The 16,714-nt window shown below is 54.0% G+C and carries 14 protein-coding genes and 1 riboswitch; of the genes, 11 read left to right on the top strand and 3 right to left on the bottom strand.

The window, feature by feature from the left end; translation table 11 throughout:
* Positions 1-21: 21 nt before the first annotated feature.
* From B2M23_RS15315 to B2M23_RS15330, 4 genes are all read left to right on the top strand, one after another.
* Positions 22-1,320, top strand: a complete 1,299-nt coding sequence (locus B2M23_RS15315; RefSeq protein ID WP_242945815.1) for a DUF512 domain-containing protein — start codon at positions 22-24, stop codon at positions 1,318-1,320.
* Positions 1,321-1,331: 11 nt separating this feature from the next.
* On the top strand, positions 1,332-2,651 hold the full coding sequence (gene der, locus B2M23_RS15320) for a ribosome biogenesis GTPase Der (protein ID WP_038353916.1): 1,320 nt from the start codon (positions 1,332-1,334) through the stop codon (positions 2,649-2,651).
* A 56-nt stretch (positions 2,652-2,707) separates the two neighbouring features.
* Positions 2,708-3,652 carry a GNAT family N-acetyltransferase gene (locus tag B2M23_RS21300; RefSeq protein WP_110060288.1) on the top strand — a complete coding sequence of 315 codons (945 nt, stop codon included), beginning with the start codon at positions 2,708-2,710 and terminating at the stop codon, positions 3,650-3,652.
* A 72-nt stretch (positions 3,653-3,724) separates the two neighbouring features.
* Entirely contained in the window at positions 3,725-4,549 is an 825-nt protein-coding gene (locus B2M23_RS15330; RefSeq protein WP_038353915.1) for a hypothetical protein, read from the top strand.
* 234 nt (positions 4,550-4,783) lie between these two features.
* On the opposite strand, the gene B2M23_RS15335 is transcribed toward B2M23_RS15330, so the two are convergent.
* Genes B2M23_RS15335 through B2M23_RS15345 form a run of 3 tightly spaced genes read right to left on the bottom strand, consistent with a single transcriptional unit; the run spans position 4,784 to position 7,166 of the window.
* Positions 4,784-4,993, bottom strand: a complete 210-nt coding sequence (locus B2M23_RS15335) for a hypothetical protein (protein ID WP_038353914.1) — start codon at positions 4,991-4,993, stop codon at positions 4,784-4,786.
* A 1-nt stretch (position 4,994) separates the two neighbouring features.
* On the bottom strand, positions 4,995-6,104 hold the full coding sequence (gene trpD / locus B2M23_RS15340; protein WP_038353913.1) for an anthranilate phosphoribosyltransferase: 1,110 nt from the start codon (positions 6,102-6,104) through the stop codon (positions 4,995-4,997).
* Positions 6,105-6,128: 24 nt separating this feature from the next.
* Positions 6,129-7,166: an alcohol dehydrogenase catalytic domain-containing protein gene (locus B2M23_RS15345; RefSeq protein ID WP_038353912.1), complete on the bottom strand. Its 1,038-nt coding sequence runs from the start codon at positions 7,164-7,166 to the stop codon at positions 6,129-6,131.
* Between the two features lie 97 nt (positions 7,167-7,263).
* Positions 7,264-7,438: riboswitch (cobalamin riboswitch) on the bottom strand.
* Positions 7,439-7,562: 124 nt separating this feature from the next.
* On the opposite strand from B2M23_RS15345, the gene B2M23_RS15350 reads away from it, so the two are divergent.
* From B2M23_RS15350 to B2M23_RS15380, 7 genes are all read left to right on the top strand, one after another.
* The gene (locus B2M23_RS15350) at positions 7,563-8,033 is read left to right on the top strand and encodes a hypothetical protein (protein ID WP_038353911.1); all 471 of its coding nucleotides are present in this window, start codon (positions 7,563-7,565) and stop codon (positions 8,031-8,033) included.
* A gap of 609 nt (positions 8,034-8,642) precedes the next feature.
* On the top strand, positions 8,643-9,344 hold the full coding sequence (locus B2M23_RS15355) for a response regulator transcription factor (RefSeq protein WP_038353910.1): 702 nt from the start codon (positions 8,643-8,645) through the stop codon (positions 9,342-9,344).
* Positions 9,341-11,098 (top strand): sensor histidine kinase, encoded by a 1,758-nt coding sequence (locus B2M23_RS15360; RefSeq protein WP_038353909.1) that lies wholly within the window; start codon positions 9,341-9,343, stop codon positions 11,096-11,098. Before B2M23_RS15355 ends, B2M23_RS15360 begins: the two co-directional genes overlap by 4 nt.
* Positions 11,099-11,491: 393 nt before the next feature.
* Positions 11,492-12,433, top strand: a complete 942-nt coding sequence (locus B2M23_RS15365; protein WP_038353908.1) for a radical SAM/SPASM domain-containing protein — start codon at positions 11,492-11,494, stop codon at positions 12,431-12,433.
* A 46-nt stretch (positions 12,434-12,479) separates the two neighbouring features.
* Positions 12,480-13,325, top strand: coding sequence for a 4Fe-4S binding protein (locus B2M23_RS15370; protein WP_038353907.1), 846 nt, complete (start codon positions 12,480-12,482; stop codon positions 13,323-13,325).
* Positions 13,326-13,723: 398 nt separating this feature from the next.
* Positions 13,724-15,526, top strand: coding sequence for a YfjI family protein (locus B2M23_RS15375; protein WP_038353906.1), 1,803 nt, complete (start codon positions 13,724-13,726; stop codon positions 15,524-15,526).
* Between the two features lie 584 nt (positions 15,527-16,110).
* On the top strand, positions 16,111-16,713 hold the full coding sequence (locus tag B2M23_RS15380; RefSeq protein ID WP_146209118.1) for a hypothetical protein: 603 nt from the start codon (positions 16,111-16,113) through the stop codon (positions 16,711-16,713).
* Position 16,714: the final 1 nt, after the last annotated feature.

Consider the following 16,714-nt stretch of genomic DNA (forward strand, 5'->3'; position numbering starts at 1 on the left):
ATAGATTAAGTGAGAAAAACATTGGGTAAATTTAAAATAGAGGGTGTTGCCCCGGGCAGCATCTTTGAAGAACTGGAAATTGAAAAGGGCGATACACTGCTCACCATCAACGGAATGCCTGTGGCCGACATCATGGACTACCGGTATCTGCAGGCGGACGAGCAGCTCATGATCGAAATTGAAAAGCCCAGCGGCGAGATCTGGGAGCTGGATGTGGAAAAGGATTTTGAGGAGGATCTGGGGCTGGTATTTGATGAGAATATGCTGGAAACCCGGACCTGCAAAAACAACTGCGTTTTCTGCTTCATTGACCAGATGCCGCCGGGAATGCGGGAAACCCTGTATGTAAAGGACGACGATGAGCGGCTCTCCTTTCTGCTGGGCAACTACGTCACACTGACCAACCTGACCGAGGCGGAAATGGAGCGCATTGTACGCTACCGGATCATGCCCATCAACATCTCTGTGCATACGACAAACCCGGAGCTGCGGTGCGCCATGCTGCACAACCGCTTTGCCGGGTCGATTGTGGAATCCCTGCGGTATTTTGCCGATAACGGCATTGGTATGAACGGACAGATCGTGCTGTGCCCAGGCTATAATGACCGCGATGAGCTGAGTCGGACGCTGAACGACCTCATGGGCTTTTACCCACAGATGGCCTCAGTCTCTGTGGTGCCCGTGGGCCTGTCCAAATACCGTGAGGGGCTGGCAAAGCTCGATAAATTTGACGCAGAGGGCGCCAGAGAAACCCTGTCCATCATCGGAGGCATCCAGACTCAGATGCGGAGCCAATACGGTACAAATTTTGTCTACGCCAGCGACGAGTTTTTCCTGCTGGCCGGCGAAGCCTTGCCGGATTCCAGCTATTACGACGGTTTTCCGCAGATCGAAAATGGCGTGGGAATGATGACGGATTTTAAGGAAGGTCTGGACGCCGCCCTGAGCGAAGCCTGTGCGGTACGTGGAAACGACGTACCCCGCAGAGTCGGCATTATCACCGGGCGGCTGGCTGCGGATTTTATGCGGGACTGCGCCCAAAAGGCAAGCGCTGTCTGCGGCGTGGAGCTGTCTGTTTATCCGGTCACCAATGATTTTTTTGGCGAGGACATCACAGTGTCCGGCCTGATTACGGGGACGGATATTATCAGGCAGGTGCCTCCGGGGGCAGACCGTTATCTGATCCCGGAAAATATGGTCCGCAGTCATACCCATGACCTGCTGGACGATGTGACAACAGAAGATATTGAAAAGTCGCTTCAGGCAGAGGTGCGCATTGTCCCGGTGGACGGCGCGGCCTTTCTGGAAGCGATGAAATAAGGAGGAATACTATGGCAAAACCGATTGTCGCAGTGGTGGGACGCCCGAACGTGGGCAAATCCACCCTGTTCAACAAGCTGGTGGGCGAGCGTATCGCCATTGTGGAAGACACGCCCGGCGTTACCAGAGACCGTATCATTGCGGATGCGGAGTGGCAGAACCATCATTTTACACTCATCGACACCGGTGGGATCGAGCCCCACACTAAGGATGATATTTTATTGCAGATGCGTGTCCAGGCAGAACTGGCCATCGACATGGCAGATTTGATCGTGCTTCTGGTGGACGGGCGCGAGGGGATGACCGCCTCCGATTTAGAGGTGGCCAACATGATCCGCAAGCACAGTAAAAACGTTTTGCTGGCCGTAAACAAGGTGGACAGCCAGCAGCTGGAAAACAATATTTTTGAATTTTACAATCTCGGCATTGGTGAGCCAATCGCCATTTCCGCCGAGCAGGGTCTTGGTCTTGGCGATTTCCTGGACGAGGTGATCGAACGGGTTAAAAAGGTCTATGATGAGGACGCGCAGGAGGATGATAACCTGAAAATCGCGGTGATCGGAAAGCCAAACGCGGGTAAATCCACTCTGATCAACAAAATGGTGGGCCATGACCGGCTCATCGTCAGTGATGTACCCGGCACCACCCGGGACGCCATCGATACAGAGGTGCGCTTTAATGGACGAGATTACACCCTCATTGACACTGCGGGGCTGCGGAAGAAAAAGAAAATCTATGAGGATATTGAGCGCTACAGCATTGTGCGCGCCATCGCCGCTGTTGACCGAAGCGATGTGGTACTGGTGCTGATTGACGGGGAAAAGGGTGTGACCGAGCAGGACGCTAAGATTGCCGGGATCGCCCACAACCGCGCCAAGCCGTCCATCATCATTGTCAACAAATGGGACATTGTGGAAAAGGACACCAAGACCATGGATAAGATGAAAAGGGAAATCCGCGATACCCTTTCTTTTATCGACTATGCGCCCATCCTGTTTATCTCGGCTAAAACCGGGCAGCGGGTCAGCAAAATTTACGAAACCATTGATTTTGTCAAGAGCCAGACGGAAAAACGCATTACCACCGGTAAGCTCAACGAGGCCATGACAGAATTTATCATGATGAAGCAGCCGCCGACCAAGAGCGGCCGCCGCCTGAAAATCTTTTACGCGTCACAGACTGGCGTGAATCCGCCGACCTTTGTGGTCTTTGTCAATGACGCGACGCTGATGCACTTTTCCTATCAGCGCTATCTGGAAAACAAAATCCGCGATACCTTTGACTTCGATGGCACGCCCATCCGGTTCTTTGTGCGGGAACGAAACGACTAACACGAATACAGGCCCCTTCACTGCGGTGGAGAGGGCTTTTTTGTAAGGAAGATAAAATGAAACAGGAATATAGCATTGAAAGGATCGGCCGCAGAACCGATCAGGAGATCGAAAAACTGGCTGAAATATGGGAGGCCTCTGTGCGGGCCACCCATGATTTTCTGGGAGAGACAGATATTCAGGGACTCGCCCCTGAGGTGAAGGCCGGCCTGAAGGGCGTGGAGAAGCTGATGCTGGCCCAAGACAGTGCGGGCACGACCGTTGGATTTATCGGGATTGACAAACAGAAAATTGAAATGCTTTTTGTGGAGCCAAGGTGGTTTGGAAAGGGCGTTGGCAGTTTTCTTATCCGCCATGCCATCGACAATTGCGGCGCCACCGCCGTAGATGTGAATGAGCAGAACCCCGGAGCAAGAGGTTTTTATGAGCATATGGGATTTTGGGTAACGTCGAGGTCGCCTTTAGATGAGCAGGGGCGGGGTTTTCCGATTTTGCATATGGAAAGAGGAGCGCAGACCACTGGGGACATCACCTACTGTGTGGGAAACAGGCGCTTTAATTTTCGTGCGGCGGCTCTGATGATACATGAGGACCGCCTTTTGGTCATGCGGGACAGGCGCAATCCTTATTGCTATCTGCCCGGCGGGCGTGTAAGCTTTGGGGAGACGGCGGAGGAGGCGCTCAGGCGGGAGCTTTTGGAGGAGATGGGGCTGGATTTAAAGATCGAGCGTCTGGCCTGGGTGGCGGAGACTTTTTTCACGGATGATATGAGCCGGGAGCACTTCCATGAGATCGGGTTTTACTATGTGGTGGATGCGGCGGATGAAAATCTCCTGAGACAGGGTGAGGCTTTTGAGCATATTGAGGATAACGGAAACCAACTGAAATTTTCGTGGATACCGCTTGATGCAGTGCCACAGGCTTATTTATATCCCATATTTATCAGAGACTGCATCCGGGATATTCCCGAGCAAGTGGAGCATATTGTGGTATATGAGTAGATCGAAGTCGAAAATATGATATAATAGAAATATATTTCTGCGGACATTTGATTTCTTTATGAGAGGAAAGCCATGGAAAAGGAACGGAAAACGATGATGTTGCTCATGCTCGGCGGGATTGTATTTATGACTTTTATGGACACGGCTGGGCATTATCTGGCGGGGAATTGGTATCCCTATGAGTTTTTACTGACGGTAAAAAATGTGCTGTATGTCGTCGAATGGACAGGCATCGGCTTTGGGCTGGGGCTGCTGGCCCACGGCGGCAGAATGAAGGGAATCCGGGTATCGAAAGCATATCTGATCGGTGCGGTGATGGTTTTTCTGATTGGCGCCTGTTCAAAAAAGATTTATGGGATTATTCCACACGGTGTGATGGATTGGTTCTACGCACAGGAGATTTCAATTAGAATCTATGATAACTGGTTTTTTGCTATTGCGGGTTTGCTGTTGTTTTTAGGATTGGCGGTCAGCCATGCAACGAACAGTAAAAGTGGAAGGAAGCGGGAGTGGATTACCTGTTTGCTGTTTCTGTTGTTTCTATTTCCGCTTGGACAGCTTGGGTATACAGTGCTTCAAACGCCAGATGGAGTTGGGCAGCAGATTTATGTAATGCTTTATTTTGTCCGCTTTCTTCTGTTTGGAATCGCTGTGTCGCTGATAGCAGGGGCGGCAAAGGCCGAGATAGCATGGGGGACAGGCAGTGTTAAAGTGGGTATTCTCTGCCTGGCCTTTTCGTTGGGCTGGTTTTTCCTGACAAACTGGAGCCAGGTTTATTTTAAACCCGAGATTTTTTGGAGTGGCGCTTACTGTACGGCGCTTATGCTTGCCGCTTACGGCGGACTGTTTCTTACAAAAGGAGCTTTGGAACGATTTAGGTTGAAAGTGGAAGGCTGAGGAACCCTTTGTCTGACGCCAAAGCGATTATAGACAGGGCAGAGGCAAAAAGCGGAACAACGAGGGCGTGGTTCCCTACCGTTTACAGCGGGCAATATAGCCAAAACGGCCGCAGGCCGCATCCAATCAAATCTGGCAGCGGCGGATTTGCACCTGAACTTTCCACTTTCCACGATCAACTTTCAATTGGGCAGGTCTCACCTTAGCCCTTAACCTCCACACGATCTCTCTCATCTACACCCAAAAATAATCCTCTTCCTCAAGCACGAGCTTAACAATCCTCAGATTTTCGAGCTCGGGTTTTAGGGCGGCGAGCTGCTCCTTCAGGCTGTCAAGTTTGCTGTCGTCATAGACACTGGCTTTATGGATGCCGACCAGGGTGTAGGTGCCGTCGGGGGCTGTTTTCAGGTAACCATTGTCGGATTTTAAGGCATAGAGATTCATTTTACACCTCTGCGGCCTGGGTGACGGCTTTCAGCTTCGCGAGACCGGCCTGGGGATCGCGGTTCTGGGCAGCGACCCATTTTTCCAGCGCCTTGTAGGCCGCGCCGCTTGCGATGAGCTCATGGCTGCGCATATAGCCCTCCTGAATGCTTGAGGCTTTTCCGGCAACGTAGAGGATCAGCGCGCTGTTCAGGCAGACGATGTTGGTGCGGGTGGGAGTGGAGGCGCCCTTCAGGATACGGACAATGCCCTGGGCTGCCGCGTCCACAGAGCTCCAGGGAGCCAGCTCTTCCAGTCTGCCCGGCTCGATTCCCAGGCTTTCCGGCGTCAGGGTACTGCGTTTCACAGTGCCGTCGGGCATCAGCTCAGCCATGTGGGTGGCGCCGACTGTGGAGGCTTCGTCGATACAGCCGTCACCGGCTTCGCCGTAGACGACCAAGGCGTGCTCATAGCCGATTTCGTGCATGATGTCTGGGACAAATTCCAGCATATCCAGGGAGTAGACCCCGCGGACCGCGTATTTTGGCAGGGCGGGATTGGCCAGGGAGGCGGAGATGTTTAAAACGCTGCCGAAGGAGATCTGTGACAGCACCCGGCCGAGGGCAGTGGGGTGGACCTCTGGGCTCATGCCGTTAAAGATGCCGATGCCCGCGTTCTCAATGCTGGCCTTTACTATGTCCACACTGCAGTCCACATCCACGCCCAGGGCCTCCACCGCGTCGATGGTGCCGCACACAGAGGTGAGCGCCCGTGAGCCGTGCTTGGCCATGGGGACGCCGTCTGCGGCGGCGATGATGCCAGCGACCGTGCTGATATTAAAGGTCTTAAAGGTATCCATGCCGGTACCGCAGTTTTCCACCACAGGCACAGCGGTCTGAGGCGCGACCTTGCAGGTGTCAATTTCGTAGATGGCCTCAAAGCTGCCGGCTACTTCTGCGGCGGTCGGGCCCTTGGCGCTGAGGGCGGCCAGAAAAGCCCCCTGCTGCATGGGCGTCTGGCGGTCGCCCAGGATCTCCATAAACATTTCCTTGGATTCTTCTTTGGTCAGATTTTCACGGTTAATGAGGCCGGTGATCACCTGGCCGTATTCTTTCATAGTCACTGCTTCCATTATTTTACTCCTCCATATGGTGTGTTAATCAAAAACGACGATGGTTGACAGGGTTTCAAGCTGACGTACGCGCTCAAGGCCGTGCCGCAGCTCCTCGAGCGGAATGCGCTCGGTGATCAGATCCTTTACGACCAGGCTGCCGTTCTCCAGCAGCGCCTTGGCCCGGCGGCTGTGGGCGATGCTGCACCCGTAGGCGCCGGTCATGATCTGCTCCTTGTAGTGAAGGGTGTTGATCTCGGGCTGAGTGGCGCCGTCTGGGATAATACCGCTGAAATGGCCGAAGCGCCCCTGCTTTTTGAGCACCCGGAGCGCCAGGTTCATGGCGTCTGCGGCCGCGCAGCAGGGGATGACCGCGTCCACGCCCTGGCCGTCTGTCTGTTCTTTAATGGCGCCCTCGGCGTCCTGTCCGCTCGCGAAAACCGCGTCAAAGCCCAGCGTCTCGGCCCGGGCTGCCCGTTCGGGGTCGGTCTCGAGCAGAAAGACCTTACGCACGCCCAGGGCTCTTGCCACACGCAGGTTGAGGATGCCCATTCGGCCTGCGCCGATGATCAGCAGGGTGTCGTCAGGCACAAGCTTCAGCTTTTCCTGGACGTTGACGCAGCAGGAGAGGGGCTCGATAAAGGAGATCTCCTCAAAGCTCAGCGCGTCATTTTCAATGATATTGATGATCTGGCCGCGGACGCCTTCCTCAGGCACCACCAGGTATTCCTGGAAGCCGCCGTCATAGTTAAAGCCCATGATGCGCATGTGGTCGCAGAGGTTATCATCGCCCTCTTTACAATAGGCGCACTCGCCGCAGGCAATCCCTGGGTGCACGTGTACCCGCTGCCCCTTCTGGTAGCCTGTGACCGCAGCGCCCACTCCGGCGATAACACCGGAAATTTCATGGCCCAGCACACGCGGGTATACCAGGTCGCGCTGACCCATGGTCAGGCATTTGAGATCGGTTTTACATAAATTGCAGGCCATGACCCTGACGAGGACTTCGTGGTCGCCGCAGGCCGGAATGGGCCTTTCGGTCATTTCCAGCTGGCCGGGGCCTGTTAAAACAACTGCTTTCATTTGGTATCTCCTTATTTTTTCAAACAAAAAAAGCCCGACCTTAATCTAAGGTGCGAACTTTCCATCATTCCCACAGGCCTCCATCGCTCAGATAAAGACCGTCAAACCACTTCAGGCAGGTTTTCTGACTGAGGATTAACGCCGGGCTCCCTTCCCATCCTATTGGACAGTGGTGATGAGCCGGGCAATCCACTTACAGCGGCGGGCCCGTCTAAGAATCTCACTTAGTTCCCTATTATCTGCCATGCAGCACCTGAAATGTTTTATGCTTTTTTATTATCATATCACATTTGCTTTGGGTGTCAAGATAAAATGTAAAAGTTTTAATCCAAACGTGATATAATAGCGGTATTAACTATGCGGCGACGCTGTTTATAAAAAATGAGGAGGAAAAGAATGGGACATTTTGGATTTTCATACATCGGTGTACTGTATCTGCTGATGCTGTTCATCCCCAACCTGATCTGGACAAGAAGACAGCCGGAGGGCTATGAGTTCAGAAATGAGAATAAACTGCTGGTGTGGTGCGAGCGCGTCGGGCAGGTGGGGGTGAGCTGCTGCGCCCTGATCTTTACGGATTTTAATCTTCGCCCCCTGACGCCCTGGAGCCTGTGGCTGGCGCTGTCCTTTGGGCTGATGCTGCTGTACGAGGGCTACTGGGTCCGGTATTTTAGAAGCGGGCAGAAGCTTAAGGATTTTTATTCAAGCTTTTGCGGTGTGCCGCTGGCAGGTGCTACGCTGCCGGTGGTTTCGTTTCTGCTCCTGGGGATCTACGGGAGGGTCATCTGGATGGTGGTGTTTGTGGTGATTTTGGGCATCGGGCATATCGGGATTCACTGGCAGCATTTTCGGGAGCTTAGGGAGTGACAGGTATACTGGCTGAAGGTCAAAGGATTACGAAAGCTTGAGGCCCTTGCCGCTGTCCGTGAATTAAAAACACCCTCTCTCCGTAAAATGCGACACCTGCGGTGTGCACTTTAATCTCGAACCGGGTGTTCTTTAATCCGCGGACAGCTTTTTTTGTACAATCCATTGACTTAGAAGGCTGCCGCGTCCTTAATATCAGCGGTTTTCGACACAAACAAAGCCCGCAGATACCCTCTTTCTCGTCTGTCCCGTTTTGCTTTAGCGTGGTGTGATCTCTGTCGAGAAAGCAGCGCAGCCCGTTTCAGGTCAGTGGTTGATCGGTGATGTGTTTTACAAAAATATCCTGCCTTTTTAAATGAGAACTTGTAAAAACTGATCACTCCGATGGCCTGAAACGGGACTAAGTCGCTTTTGAGATCAGCGTAAACGCCATGCTAAAGCAAGTTAGGGGCAGACATCGCTGGTATCTGCGGGCGGCAGTCTGTCACTTTTTAGTGCGTAGCCTCTCTTTTTTTTAATAAACTAAATTTAATCTAGATTTTACATGCCTTTAACACAACATATGCTATAATCATATTATGTTAAAATTGAGCGAGAATTGGAGAGAAAATGAAAAAAATCCTGATTATAGAAGATGAACTTAATATATTTGAGCTGATTAAATTCAATCTGGAAGCCCAGGGCTTTGAGGTGGCGGGGGTCCATGAGGGGACCGGCGCGGTTGAGAAAATCGTGGACATCCGGCCAGATCTGATCATTCTGGATTTAATGCTGCCGGGCAAGGACGGGCTTACCATCTGCCGTGAGGTGCGGGCGGATAAAAACCTGTCTTACATTCCAGTCATCATGCTCACCGCCAAGAGCGAGGAGTTTGACAAGGTTCTTGGCCTGGAGATGGGCGCGGACGACTATATGACCAAGCCCTTCAGCGTGAAGGAGCTCTACGCCCGGGTGAAGGCTGTCCTGCGGCGCACCGAGATGATCAAAAGCTCAGACACAGAGGAGATCGCAGTGGGCAGCCTGCGCATCCTGCCCGGCTCCTTCGAGGTATACAAAAACGGCAAAAAACTGTCGCTGACGCTGAAGGAGTACGAGCTGCTCCTGTATCTGGCAAACAATAAGAACAAGGTGCTGACCCGGGATCAGCTGCTGGACGAAATCTGGGGCTATGAGTATTACGGCGAGACCCGGACAGTGGATGTCCATATCCGTTACCTGCGGAAGAAGATTGAGGACGACCAGGAAAAATACATCGAAACCGTGCGCGGCGTGGGCTACCGCCTGGTAGAAAACCTGGGAAGTGATCAATGAAAAAACGCATCACCATTGTCTTTTCAATCCTGATCGTGCTGGTCACTGCCTTTTCAGGCGTTTTCTCCTATGTGATCTTCAAGAATGCCTACTATGAATCCACTGAGAGCAACCTGAAAAGCAACAGCGAGTATATTGTCGAGGACCTGATGCCCGGCTACATCAAGACCGGCGACGTCACCGGGCTGGAGCATTATGCCAACAGCACCAACCAGCGCATCAACATCATTGATGTGGAGGGGAACGTCCTGTTTGAGTCCCTGAGCGGTATCGGTTCGCTGGATAACCACCTGAGCCGGCCCGAGGTCCAGGGCGCCATGAAGGGGACGCCCACCACCTCGGTGCGCTATTCCGACACCATTATGAAGAACATGCTCTATCTGGCAGCGCCATACTATCAGGATGGGCAGATAACGCATATTGTAAGAATCGCGGTGCCTCTTGACGTCATGGAGGATGTGAGCTACAGCATTATCAACAACCTGATTTTTGTGGCTCTGGCCAGTATCCTCATCGCCATTGTGATTTTTGCCTTCCTCTTAAACAACGAGACAAGGCCCCTGGACGAGGTCACCATTTTCGCCAGAAAGATTGCCCGGGGCGATTATAAGACAAAGCTCACCATGCTCAGGGACGATAAAATCGGCGACCTGGTCGACTCCCTCAATACCATGGCCGAGCAGCTGGACGCTTCCTTCAGCAAGATCAACCGCAAGAATATTGAGCTGTCCTCTGTGCTGTCCAGCATGAACCAGGGCATCATCGCTGTGGACCGGGACAACAAGATCATCCTGATCAACGATACGGCCCGGGGCATCTTTAACATCGACCTGAAGAAGGAAATCAAGGGGAAGAATATTCTGGAGGTTTACCGCGATCCCTTTGTGTACGAGCTTCAGGATAAGCTGGCAGAGACCGAGGACGGGCGGCTGGACTACGAAACCCGCATCGAAGAGCGTGTCTACAAGGTCACAAGCTCCCAGATGCTGGACAAGGGCGACCAGACCTACAACGGCAATATCATCATTCTGGAGGATATTACCATGATTAAGGGGCTGGAAAATATCCGCCGGGACTTTGTGGCCAATGTGTCCCACGAGCTGAAGACCCCCATCACCACCATCCGCGGCTTCATTGAGACCATTCAGGAAAACCACATTACCGACGAGGCCACCCTGGACCGCTTTTACAGCATCATCGCCGATGAGAGTGAACGCCTGACCCGCCTGGTCAACGATATTCTGATCCTCTCGCACCTGGAAAACAACCAGCGCAGCGGCGAGGACAAGCGCGAGGTCATCGGTGTGAACCAGGAAATCCTGCGGATCTTCGACATTCTCAAAATGACGGCCGAGTCCAAGCGTATCGAGCTGCGCTATCAGAAGGAGGGCGACATCAGCGTCATCATCAACCCGGACGATTTCAGGCAGATGATGATTAACCTGGTGGACAACGCCATCAAATACACGGACGAGGGCGGCAGGGTAGATGTGTCGGTCTACGAAAACGGCGCGTATTTCTGCATTCTGGTAGAGGATACCGGCTGCGGTATCCCCGAGGAAGACATCCCGCGGATCTTTGAGCGTTTTTACCGTGTGGATAAGAGCCGATCCAAGGAAAACGGCGGCACCGGCCTGGGCCTTGCCATCGTCAAGCACATTGTCCAGAACAACAAGGGAACCATCGAGGTGACCAGCTCAGTGGGAATAGGCACTACTTTTAAGGTGACCCTGCCAAAGAATTGTGACGCGTGATGCAAAGGCGGAAGTCAGGGGAGAATGGAAATTGAAAATGGAAAATTATGGTGCAAATCCGTCTTGCAGATTTGATAATATGTGGCCTTTGGCCGCTTTGGGCTGTCTAAAAACCTGAGAGACGAAGCCTTTGACCTAAGGAAGAAAAAAGCATCCTGTGATGATGTGCTGTTTTGGCACATCATCTTTTTTTATGGCCGCGGGCAGTTTTGGCCGGAATAGAAAGTTAAAAAAATATCAATTCAAATAAAGCTTTACCAGTAAGGTGCTGGGTGCTATAATGGATATAATAAATTATTAGATTGAATAAAAATTCTTATAACGGTATGGCCGCGGAAGCCCGTACAGAAGCCATCGTGAGAGCCTGGGGAACAGGCGTGGGAGGAGGATAATATGAACCAGAGGAATCCCTATTTAAAACATGTAAAGCGGATCGAATTCAGCGTGACACACCGCTGCCGGAGCCGGTGCGCGCACTGCTCACTGGGCCCGGACAGGCTTGCCGGGGCGCTCTCGCCAGAGGAGGCCGTCGCTGCCCTTGAGGCGGTGGACCGCGCCTGCGCGCTGGAATCGGTCCTGACCTTTGGCGGCGAGCCGCTGTTGTGCGTGCCCACTGTCTGCGCTGTGCACCAGCGGGCAGAGGCCCTTGGCATCCCCAGGCGGCAGCTGATCACCAGCGGCTGCTTTACCCACGACAAGGCGCTCCGGGAGCATACAGCCGACCGGCTGGAGGCCAGCAGCGTCAATGAAATCCTTTTATCTGTGGATGCCTTTCACACCGAGCACCTGCCGCTGGCGGAGCAGTATGCCTTTGCCCGTGCCCTGTGTGAAGCCGGGCTGGGCAGCGTCACCGCCCTGCACCCCGCGTGGCTTAAAGGCCCGGAGAGCCGCGATCCCTATGACGCGAAAACCAGGGCATGCCTCAGCCGGTTCGAGCCGCTGCGCCTGCCTGTGGGGGCGGGAAACCGCGTTTTTCCTGGGGGGAACGCCAGCATTTACCTCGCTGATTATTTCCAGAGGACGCCGTTGGATACTGCCTTTCAGTGCGGCACGGCTGCCTATACCGAGCGTCCCGACGCCCCGACCGCTCTGGCGGTGGACCCGGACGGCAGCGTGCGGGTGTGCGGCTTTGTCATCGGGAATCTGCACCGTGAGGCGATGGCCGATATACTGGGAGGCTATAACCCCAACCGGCAGCCCCTCATGCGCGCCCTGCTCGAGCGGGGCATCCGCGGCCTGATCGCCGCCGCCAGAGACTGCGGGGTCGAGGTGAGCCCCGGGGACTACGATTCCCCCTGCGCGCTCTGCCGCGCGGTCGCCCGTCAGCTTAATTAAAGAACAGAACCCGGCTGAAAAAGCAGGATATAAGGAGGAGTAAAAAATGGAAGTGAAGGAAATAAAAGCTTTGATGGATGCTTTGCTGCAAACAAGCGGCCTCAATGTGCGGAGCCGTGAGACGGGCGAGGCCAATGCCGGGCCAGGAGGGCTCATGCTTTATGAGGAGGCTCTGGTGGGCGTGGCCGCAGCGGATGATCCGCTGTTCAGGCGTTTCAGGGAGCCCGGCGTGGTGGGACCCCACTACCTCCTGCCAGAGGACTGGCTGCCCGGCGCCCGGAGCGTTGTGTCAGTTTTTCTGGCCTATACCGAGGCAGTGCGGGTGTCCAACCGCGCGGATAAGGCCCTGCCGAGCCAGGAGTGGCTCATCGGCCGCATCGAGGGCCAGCAGCTCATCCAGAATCTTCTCTGTGAAACCCTGATGGACGCGCTCAGGCGCAGCGGCGGCTCAGTCAATGCCCCTATGCTGGACCCGCGCTTCCGCTCCTGGTCCGACGCGGGCGGCCCAGAGGAGCCGGGCGGACCGGCCTTTACCAGCAACTGGTCCGAGCGGCACACCGCCTACGCCTGCGGGCTGGGCAGCTTTGGCTTATCCAGGGGAATCATTACCGAAAAGGGCATGGCCGGCCGGCTTTTCAGCGTGGTCACCACTCAGGCGATCGCGCCCAGCCTGCGGCCCTACACAGACCGTTACGAATACTGCACCCAGTGCGGCGCCTGCGTCCGCCGCTGCCCGGCCGGGGCCATCACCCTGGAAAAGGGCAAGGCGCATCCGCCCTGCGCCGCTTTTTTAGACCACACAATGGAGCTGTTTTCACCGAGATACGGCTGTGGCAAATGCCAGACCGCAGTGCCCTGTGAAGCCTGCAGGCCGAAGTTGCCAAAGAAATAGAGTGTCGACAAAGCTTGTCATGAAGCGGTTTGGTATTAATGGAGAATTGAAAATGGAGAATGAAAGCCCCCTTTTACTTACGTAAAAGCGATTAAAACAGCGGCCTGAGGCCGCAAATCTAATCAAAATGCGCAGCATTTTGTTCCTGTCATTCTCCAGCTTTGCATTAGGTTTGTTCCCCAAAGTTATTCTAACTTTGGACTCACCGTCATTCTCCCTTGCCCTTCAACTTTTGCCGACAGCCTAAAACAGGCCGCTTTTTCATAACGCAATTTTCCGAAGTCAGCCCATGTGTTATGAGAAATGGCCAAAACCTGCATAAACAGGCGCTTTGCGGCCTGTCAAAATACATAACGTCATAACGCACATAGCATGGCGCGTTTTGAAGAGAGGAAATAATGATGCAAACAGATGAAAAAGACGCGCGCCTGGAAACAGCGCCCAAGCCGCCTGAGGAGATGCTGGAGGTGGTGATGATTGATGATGAGGAAGAAGAGCGTGAGCGGTGGAAGGACAAGGCGGGTATCACAGTGGTGCCGCCCAGAAGAACCGTCAGTCTGCCCATCATCGAGGAAATTGATGAGAACGGTGAGACCCGGTACGGCTATGGCGAAGAGGAAATAAAGGAATATCAGGGAGAAATCTACTACGAAGGGGAATGCCGCCAGCTTGACCAGGAAGAATACAAGCGAACGCTTGAGGCCATTAAACAGGCACAGGCCTGGAAAGACGGCTTCAAGCCGCTGCGTCCCCTGGAGGAGAATACTACCCTGCCCAGGTTCCCGATGGAGAATCTGCCCATCGAGCTTTTCGAGTACTGCAAGAATCTGTCCGAATCCATGGAGATGTCCGCTGATCTGGCCGGCACCGCCATGCTGGGCACCCTGGCCGCCCTTTTGCAGGGGCGTTACGGTATCAGCCCCGAAACCGGATGGTACGAGCCCCTGGGCCTCTTTGTCCTGGGCGTGGCCCGGCCCGGAGAGGGGAAAAGCCACCTTATGAAAGCAGTGACCAACCCTCTTTTTAAGCACCAGACAAAGCTCTTTAGAGACTATGCCGACAAGGCCATCTCGGTGGAGGTGCGGCTGGACATGGCCCGCAGCGCCTACGAGGCCATGCGCAAGGCGTGCGGCGGTCTTAAGGGGGATGAAAAGGAGGCCAAGCTCATCGAGATGGAGGATCAGCTGCGCGAGATCAAAGCCCTGGAAAAATCCGCGCCGCCCAGGCTGGTGGCCAACGACGTCACCTCCCAGAAGCTGGCAGGCCTGCTCCAGGAAAACAAGGGCCGGATCAGCATTATCTCCGCCGAGGGCGCCGTGTTCTCCAACATCGCGGGCCTTTACGACAGCCAGCCCAATTTTACCAACTACCTCCAGGCCTACTCCGGCGAGACCATCATCGTGGACCGGGTTGGCCGCCCCGGGGAGTATATCAACGATCCCCGCCTGACCATGAACCTCATGGTTCAGCCCGATGTGCTGGACCGGGTGGTCAAGAACAAAATCCTGCTGGAAAGGGGCCTGCCCGCCCGTTTCCTGTTCAGCCTGCCGGAGAGCAAGCTGGGCAAGCGCAAAATTGAGGGCGCGCCCAAGCTCGATGAGGAAGTAAAAAAACGTTATGAAAATCTGCTGGAAGAATTGATCGCCCTGGCCGAGGAGGATGCCTATGAGATGCTGACCCTGAGTGAGGATGCCGCCGAGCTGTTCAAGGGCTTCCGAAAAGCCGCGGACGAACGGAACAACGGCGATCTCGCCAACCTCAAGGAGTGGACCTCCAAGCTGCCCGGACAGGTGCTGCGACTGGCAGGGCTCATGCATGTGGCCAAATACCGAAAAGAGGCAGGAAAAACGCCTGTGGACTATTTTAGCATGAAGGAGGCCTGTGATTTGGCCTGGACTTACTATATCGACCACGCCCGGCACGCCCACCAGATCATGGGCGATGACAAAAACATGGAGAAAGCCGGAAAACTGCTCAAGGCCATTGATAAGCATAACTTTGAGGTCTTTACCGCCTACGACGCTGCGAGGAATCTGAGAGACCTGAGCTTCAAAAAAGGCGCGGACGCGGAAATTTTCCTGAATATTCTGGTAGATTACGGTTATTTAAAAATAGAGCGGGACCAGAATGGCAGGCGTGTTTTTTACAAATATATTGTCAATCCCAAATGGATCGCTCAGTCTGAGGACCGCCCCGGCTAAAAACGGCCCGGGCGATGTGCGTTATGAGGTTATGAGTTTTGCTGTCCTGCAAACCGCCTGTTTATGCGGGTTTGAGCGATTTCTCATAACACATGGGCATGTCCGGGAATTTTGCGTTATGAAAAATAAAGCCCTTCAAGTAACAATAAGAGAAACTTTGTATTAAAAAGTAAGATTTTCAGCCCTAATAAAATAAATTGGTTGCAATAAAACGGTGGAGAGGATATAATAAGGATTAAGAAAAATTCAATAAAAAAAGCGGCATCCGAACCGTGCTGGTACCACGATTCGGCTTGCGCAGGGTGATAGCACCACCATACACAACGTCCCAGCCGGGGCGTACCGCATACTGAATATTATAGGCTATTTTTCTTTCAAAAACAAGAGGGAAGTGGCGATTCGTTATAATAATGACAAAGAAATATTCAGTAAGCTTTGTTTTGTGTACGTATTTTCAGTATTTAATGACTTTATTATTGCTGTGTGGTGGTGCCTCCCCATGCAGCATTTTTTTTATGATTTTTCTGAAAAAGCCGCGGGGGCGCGTGACGTCCGCCCGCGCGGCAACCATATCAGGAGGCAAAATGAAAAAATTAAGAACAAAACTCGTCACTCTGCTGGCCACTGCGGCCCTGCTGTTCGCGGCCTGCGGCTCCGCCTTTGCGGCCACGCCCAACGACCAGGTGATCGCAGCCTTAAGCGGCGCGGGTGTGCCAGGTGACCTTGTCGGCATCGCCGAAAACTTTTTGAAGGCCGATCCGGCCACTACCCTCACACAGGCTCAGGCCGACGCCATTGTGGGAAACATCAGCGCGGCCAGAGAAGCGGCGGCTGCCGTGAAGGACCAGGGCAACGCCGCGATGCTAAACGCCGTGTCCGGCTACTTTACCGCAGCCTGTAACGAAGCCGGCTTTTCCGGCGCTGTCGGCGACATTGTCAACGGCTCCGTGACCTTTACCGTCACCGCGCCGGGCAAGAGCGTTTCCTTTACCGTATCCGCGGCCAGCGGCGGCGGCGTGGTTGTAGGCGGCGGCAGCGTGAGTGAAAGTGGCAGCGCAGCCACCACTGTCACCGGCGTGGGCAAGACCGCGGTGGACAACACCGCCTTTATTCTCGCAGGCGTTCTGGGCGCTGCTACCCTGGCGGCCGCCGGGTTCGTTGCTCTGAGAAGAAAAGCCATCCGCTGAG

Origin of the sequence: Eubacterium limosum (genome assembly GCF_000807675.2) — a bacterium.
Taxonomy (GTDB): Bacteria; Bacillota; Clostridia; order Eubacteriales; family Eubacteriaceae; genus Eubacterium; species Eubacterium limosum.

Coding starts and splice junctions, on each gene's coding strand:
- der (WP_038353916.1), top strand. CDS start 1,332: ATGGCAAAACCGATTGTCGCAGTGGTGGGACGCCCGAACGTGGGCAAA.
- B2M23_RS21300 (WP_110060288.1), top strand. CDS start 2,708: ATGAAACAGGAATATAGCATTGAAAGGATCGGCCGCAGAACCGATCAG.
- B2M23_RS15330 (WP_038353915.1), top strand. CDS start 3,725: ATGGAAAAGGAACGGAAAACGATGATGTTGCTCATGCTCGGCGGGATT.
- B2M23_RS15335 (WP_038353914.1), bottom strand. CDS start 4,993: ATGAATCTCTATGCCTTAAAATCCGACAATGGTTACCTGAAAACAGCC.
- trpD (WP_038353913.1), bottom strand. CDS start 6,104: ATGGAAGCAGTGACTATGAAAGAATACGGCCAGGTGATCACCGGCCTC.
- B2M23_RS15345 (WP_038353912.1), bottom strand. CDS start 7,166: ATGAAAGCAGTTGTTTTAACAGGCCCCGGCCAGCTGGAAATGACCGAA.
- B2M23_RS15350 (WP_038353911.1), top strand. CDS start 7,563: ATGGGACATTTTGGATTTTCATACATCGGTGTACTGTATCTGCTGATG.
- B2M23_RS15355 (WP_038353910.1), top strand. CDS start 8,643: ATGAAAAAAATCCTGATTATAGAAGATGAACTTAATATATTTGAGCTG.
- B2M23_RS15360 (WP_038353909.1), top strand. CDS start 9,341: ATGAAAAAACGCATCACCATTGTCTTTTCAATCCTGATCGTGCTGGTC.
- B2M23_RS15365 (WP_038353908.1), top strand. CDS start 11,492: ATGAACCAGAGGAATCCCTATTTAAAACATGTAAAGCGGATCGAATTC.
- B2M23_RS15370 (WP_038353907.1), top strand. CDS start 12,480: ATGGAAGTGAAGGAAATAAAAGCTTTGATGGATGCTTTGCTGCAAACA.
- B2M23_RS15375 (WP_038353906.1), top strand. CDS start 13,724: ATGATGCAAACAGATGAAAAAGACGCGCGCCTGGAAACAGCGCCCAAG.
- B2M23_RS15380 (WP_146209118.1), top strand. CDS start 16,111: ATGAAAAAATTAAGAACAAAACTCGTCACTCTGCTGGCCACTGCGGCC.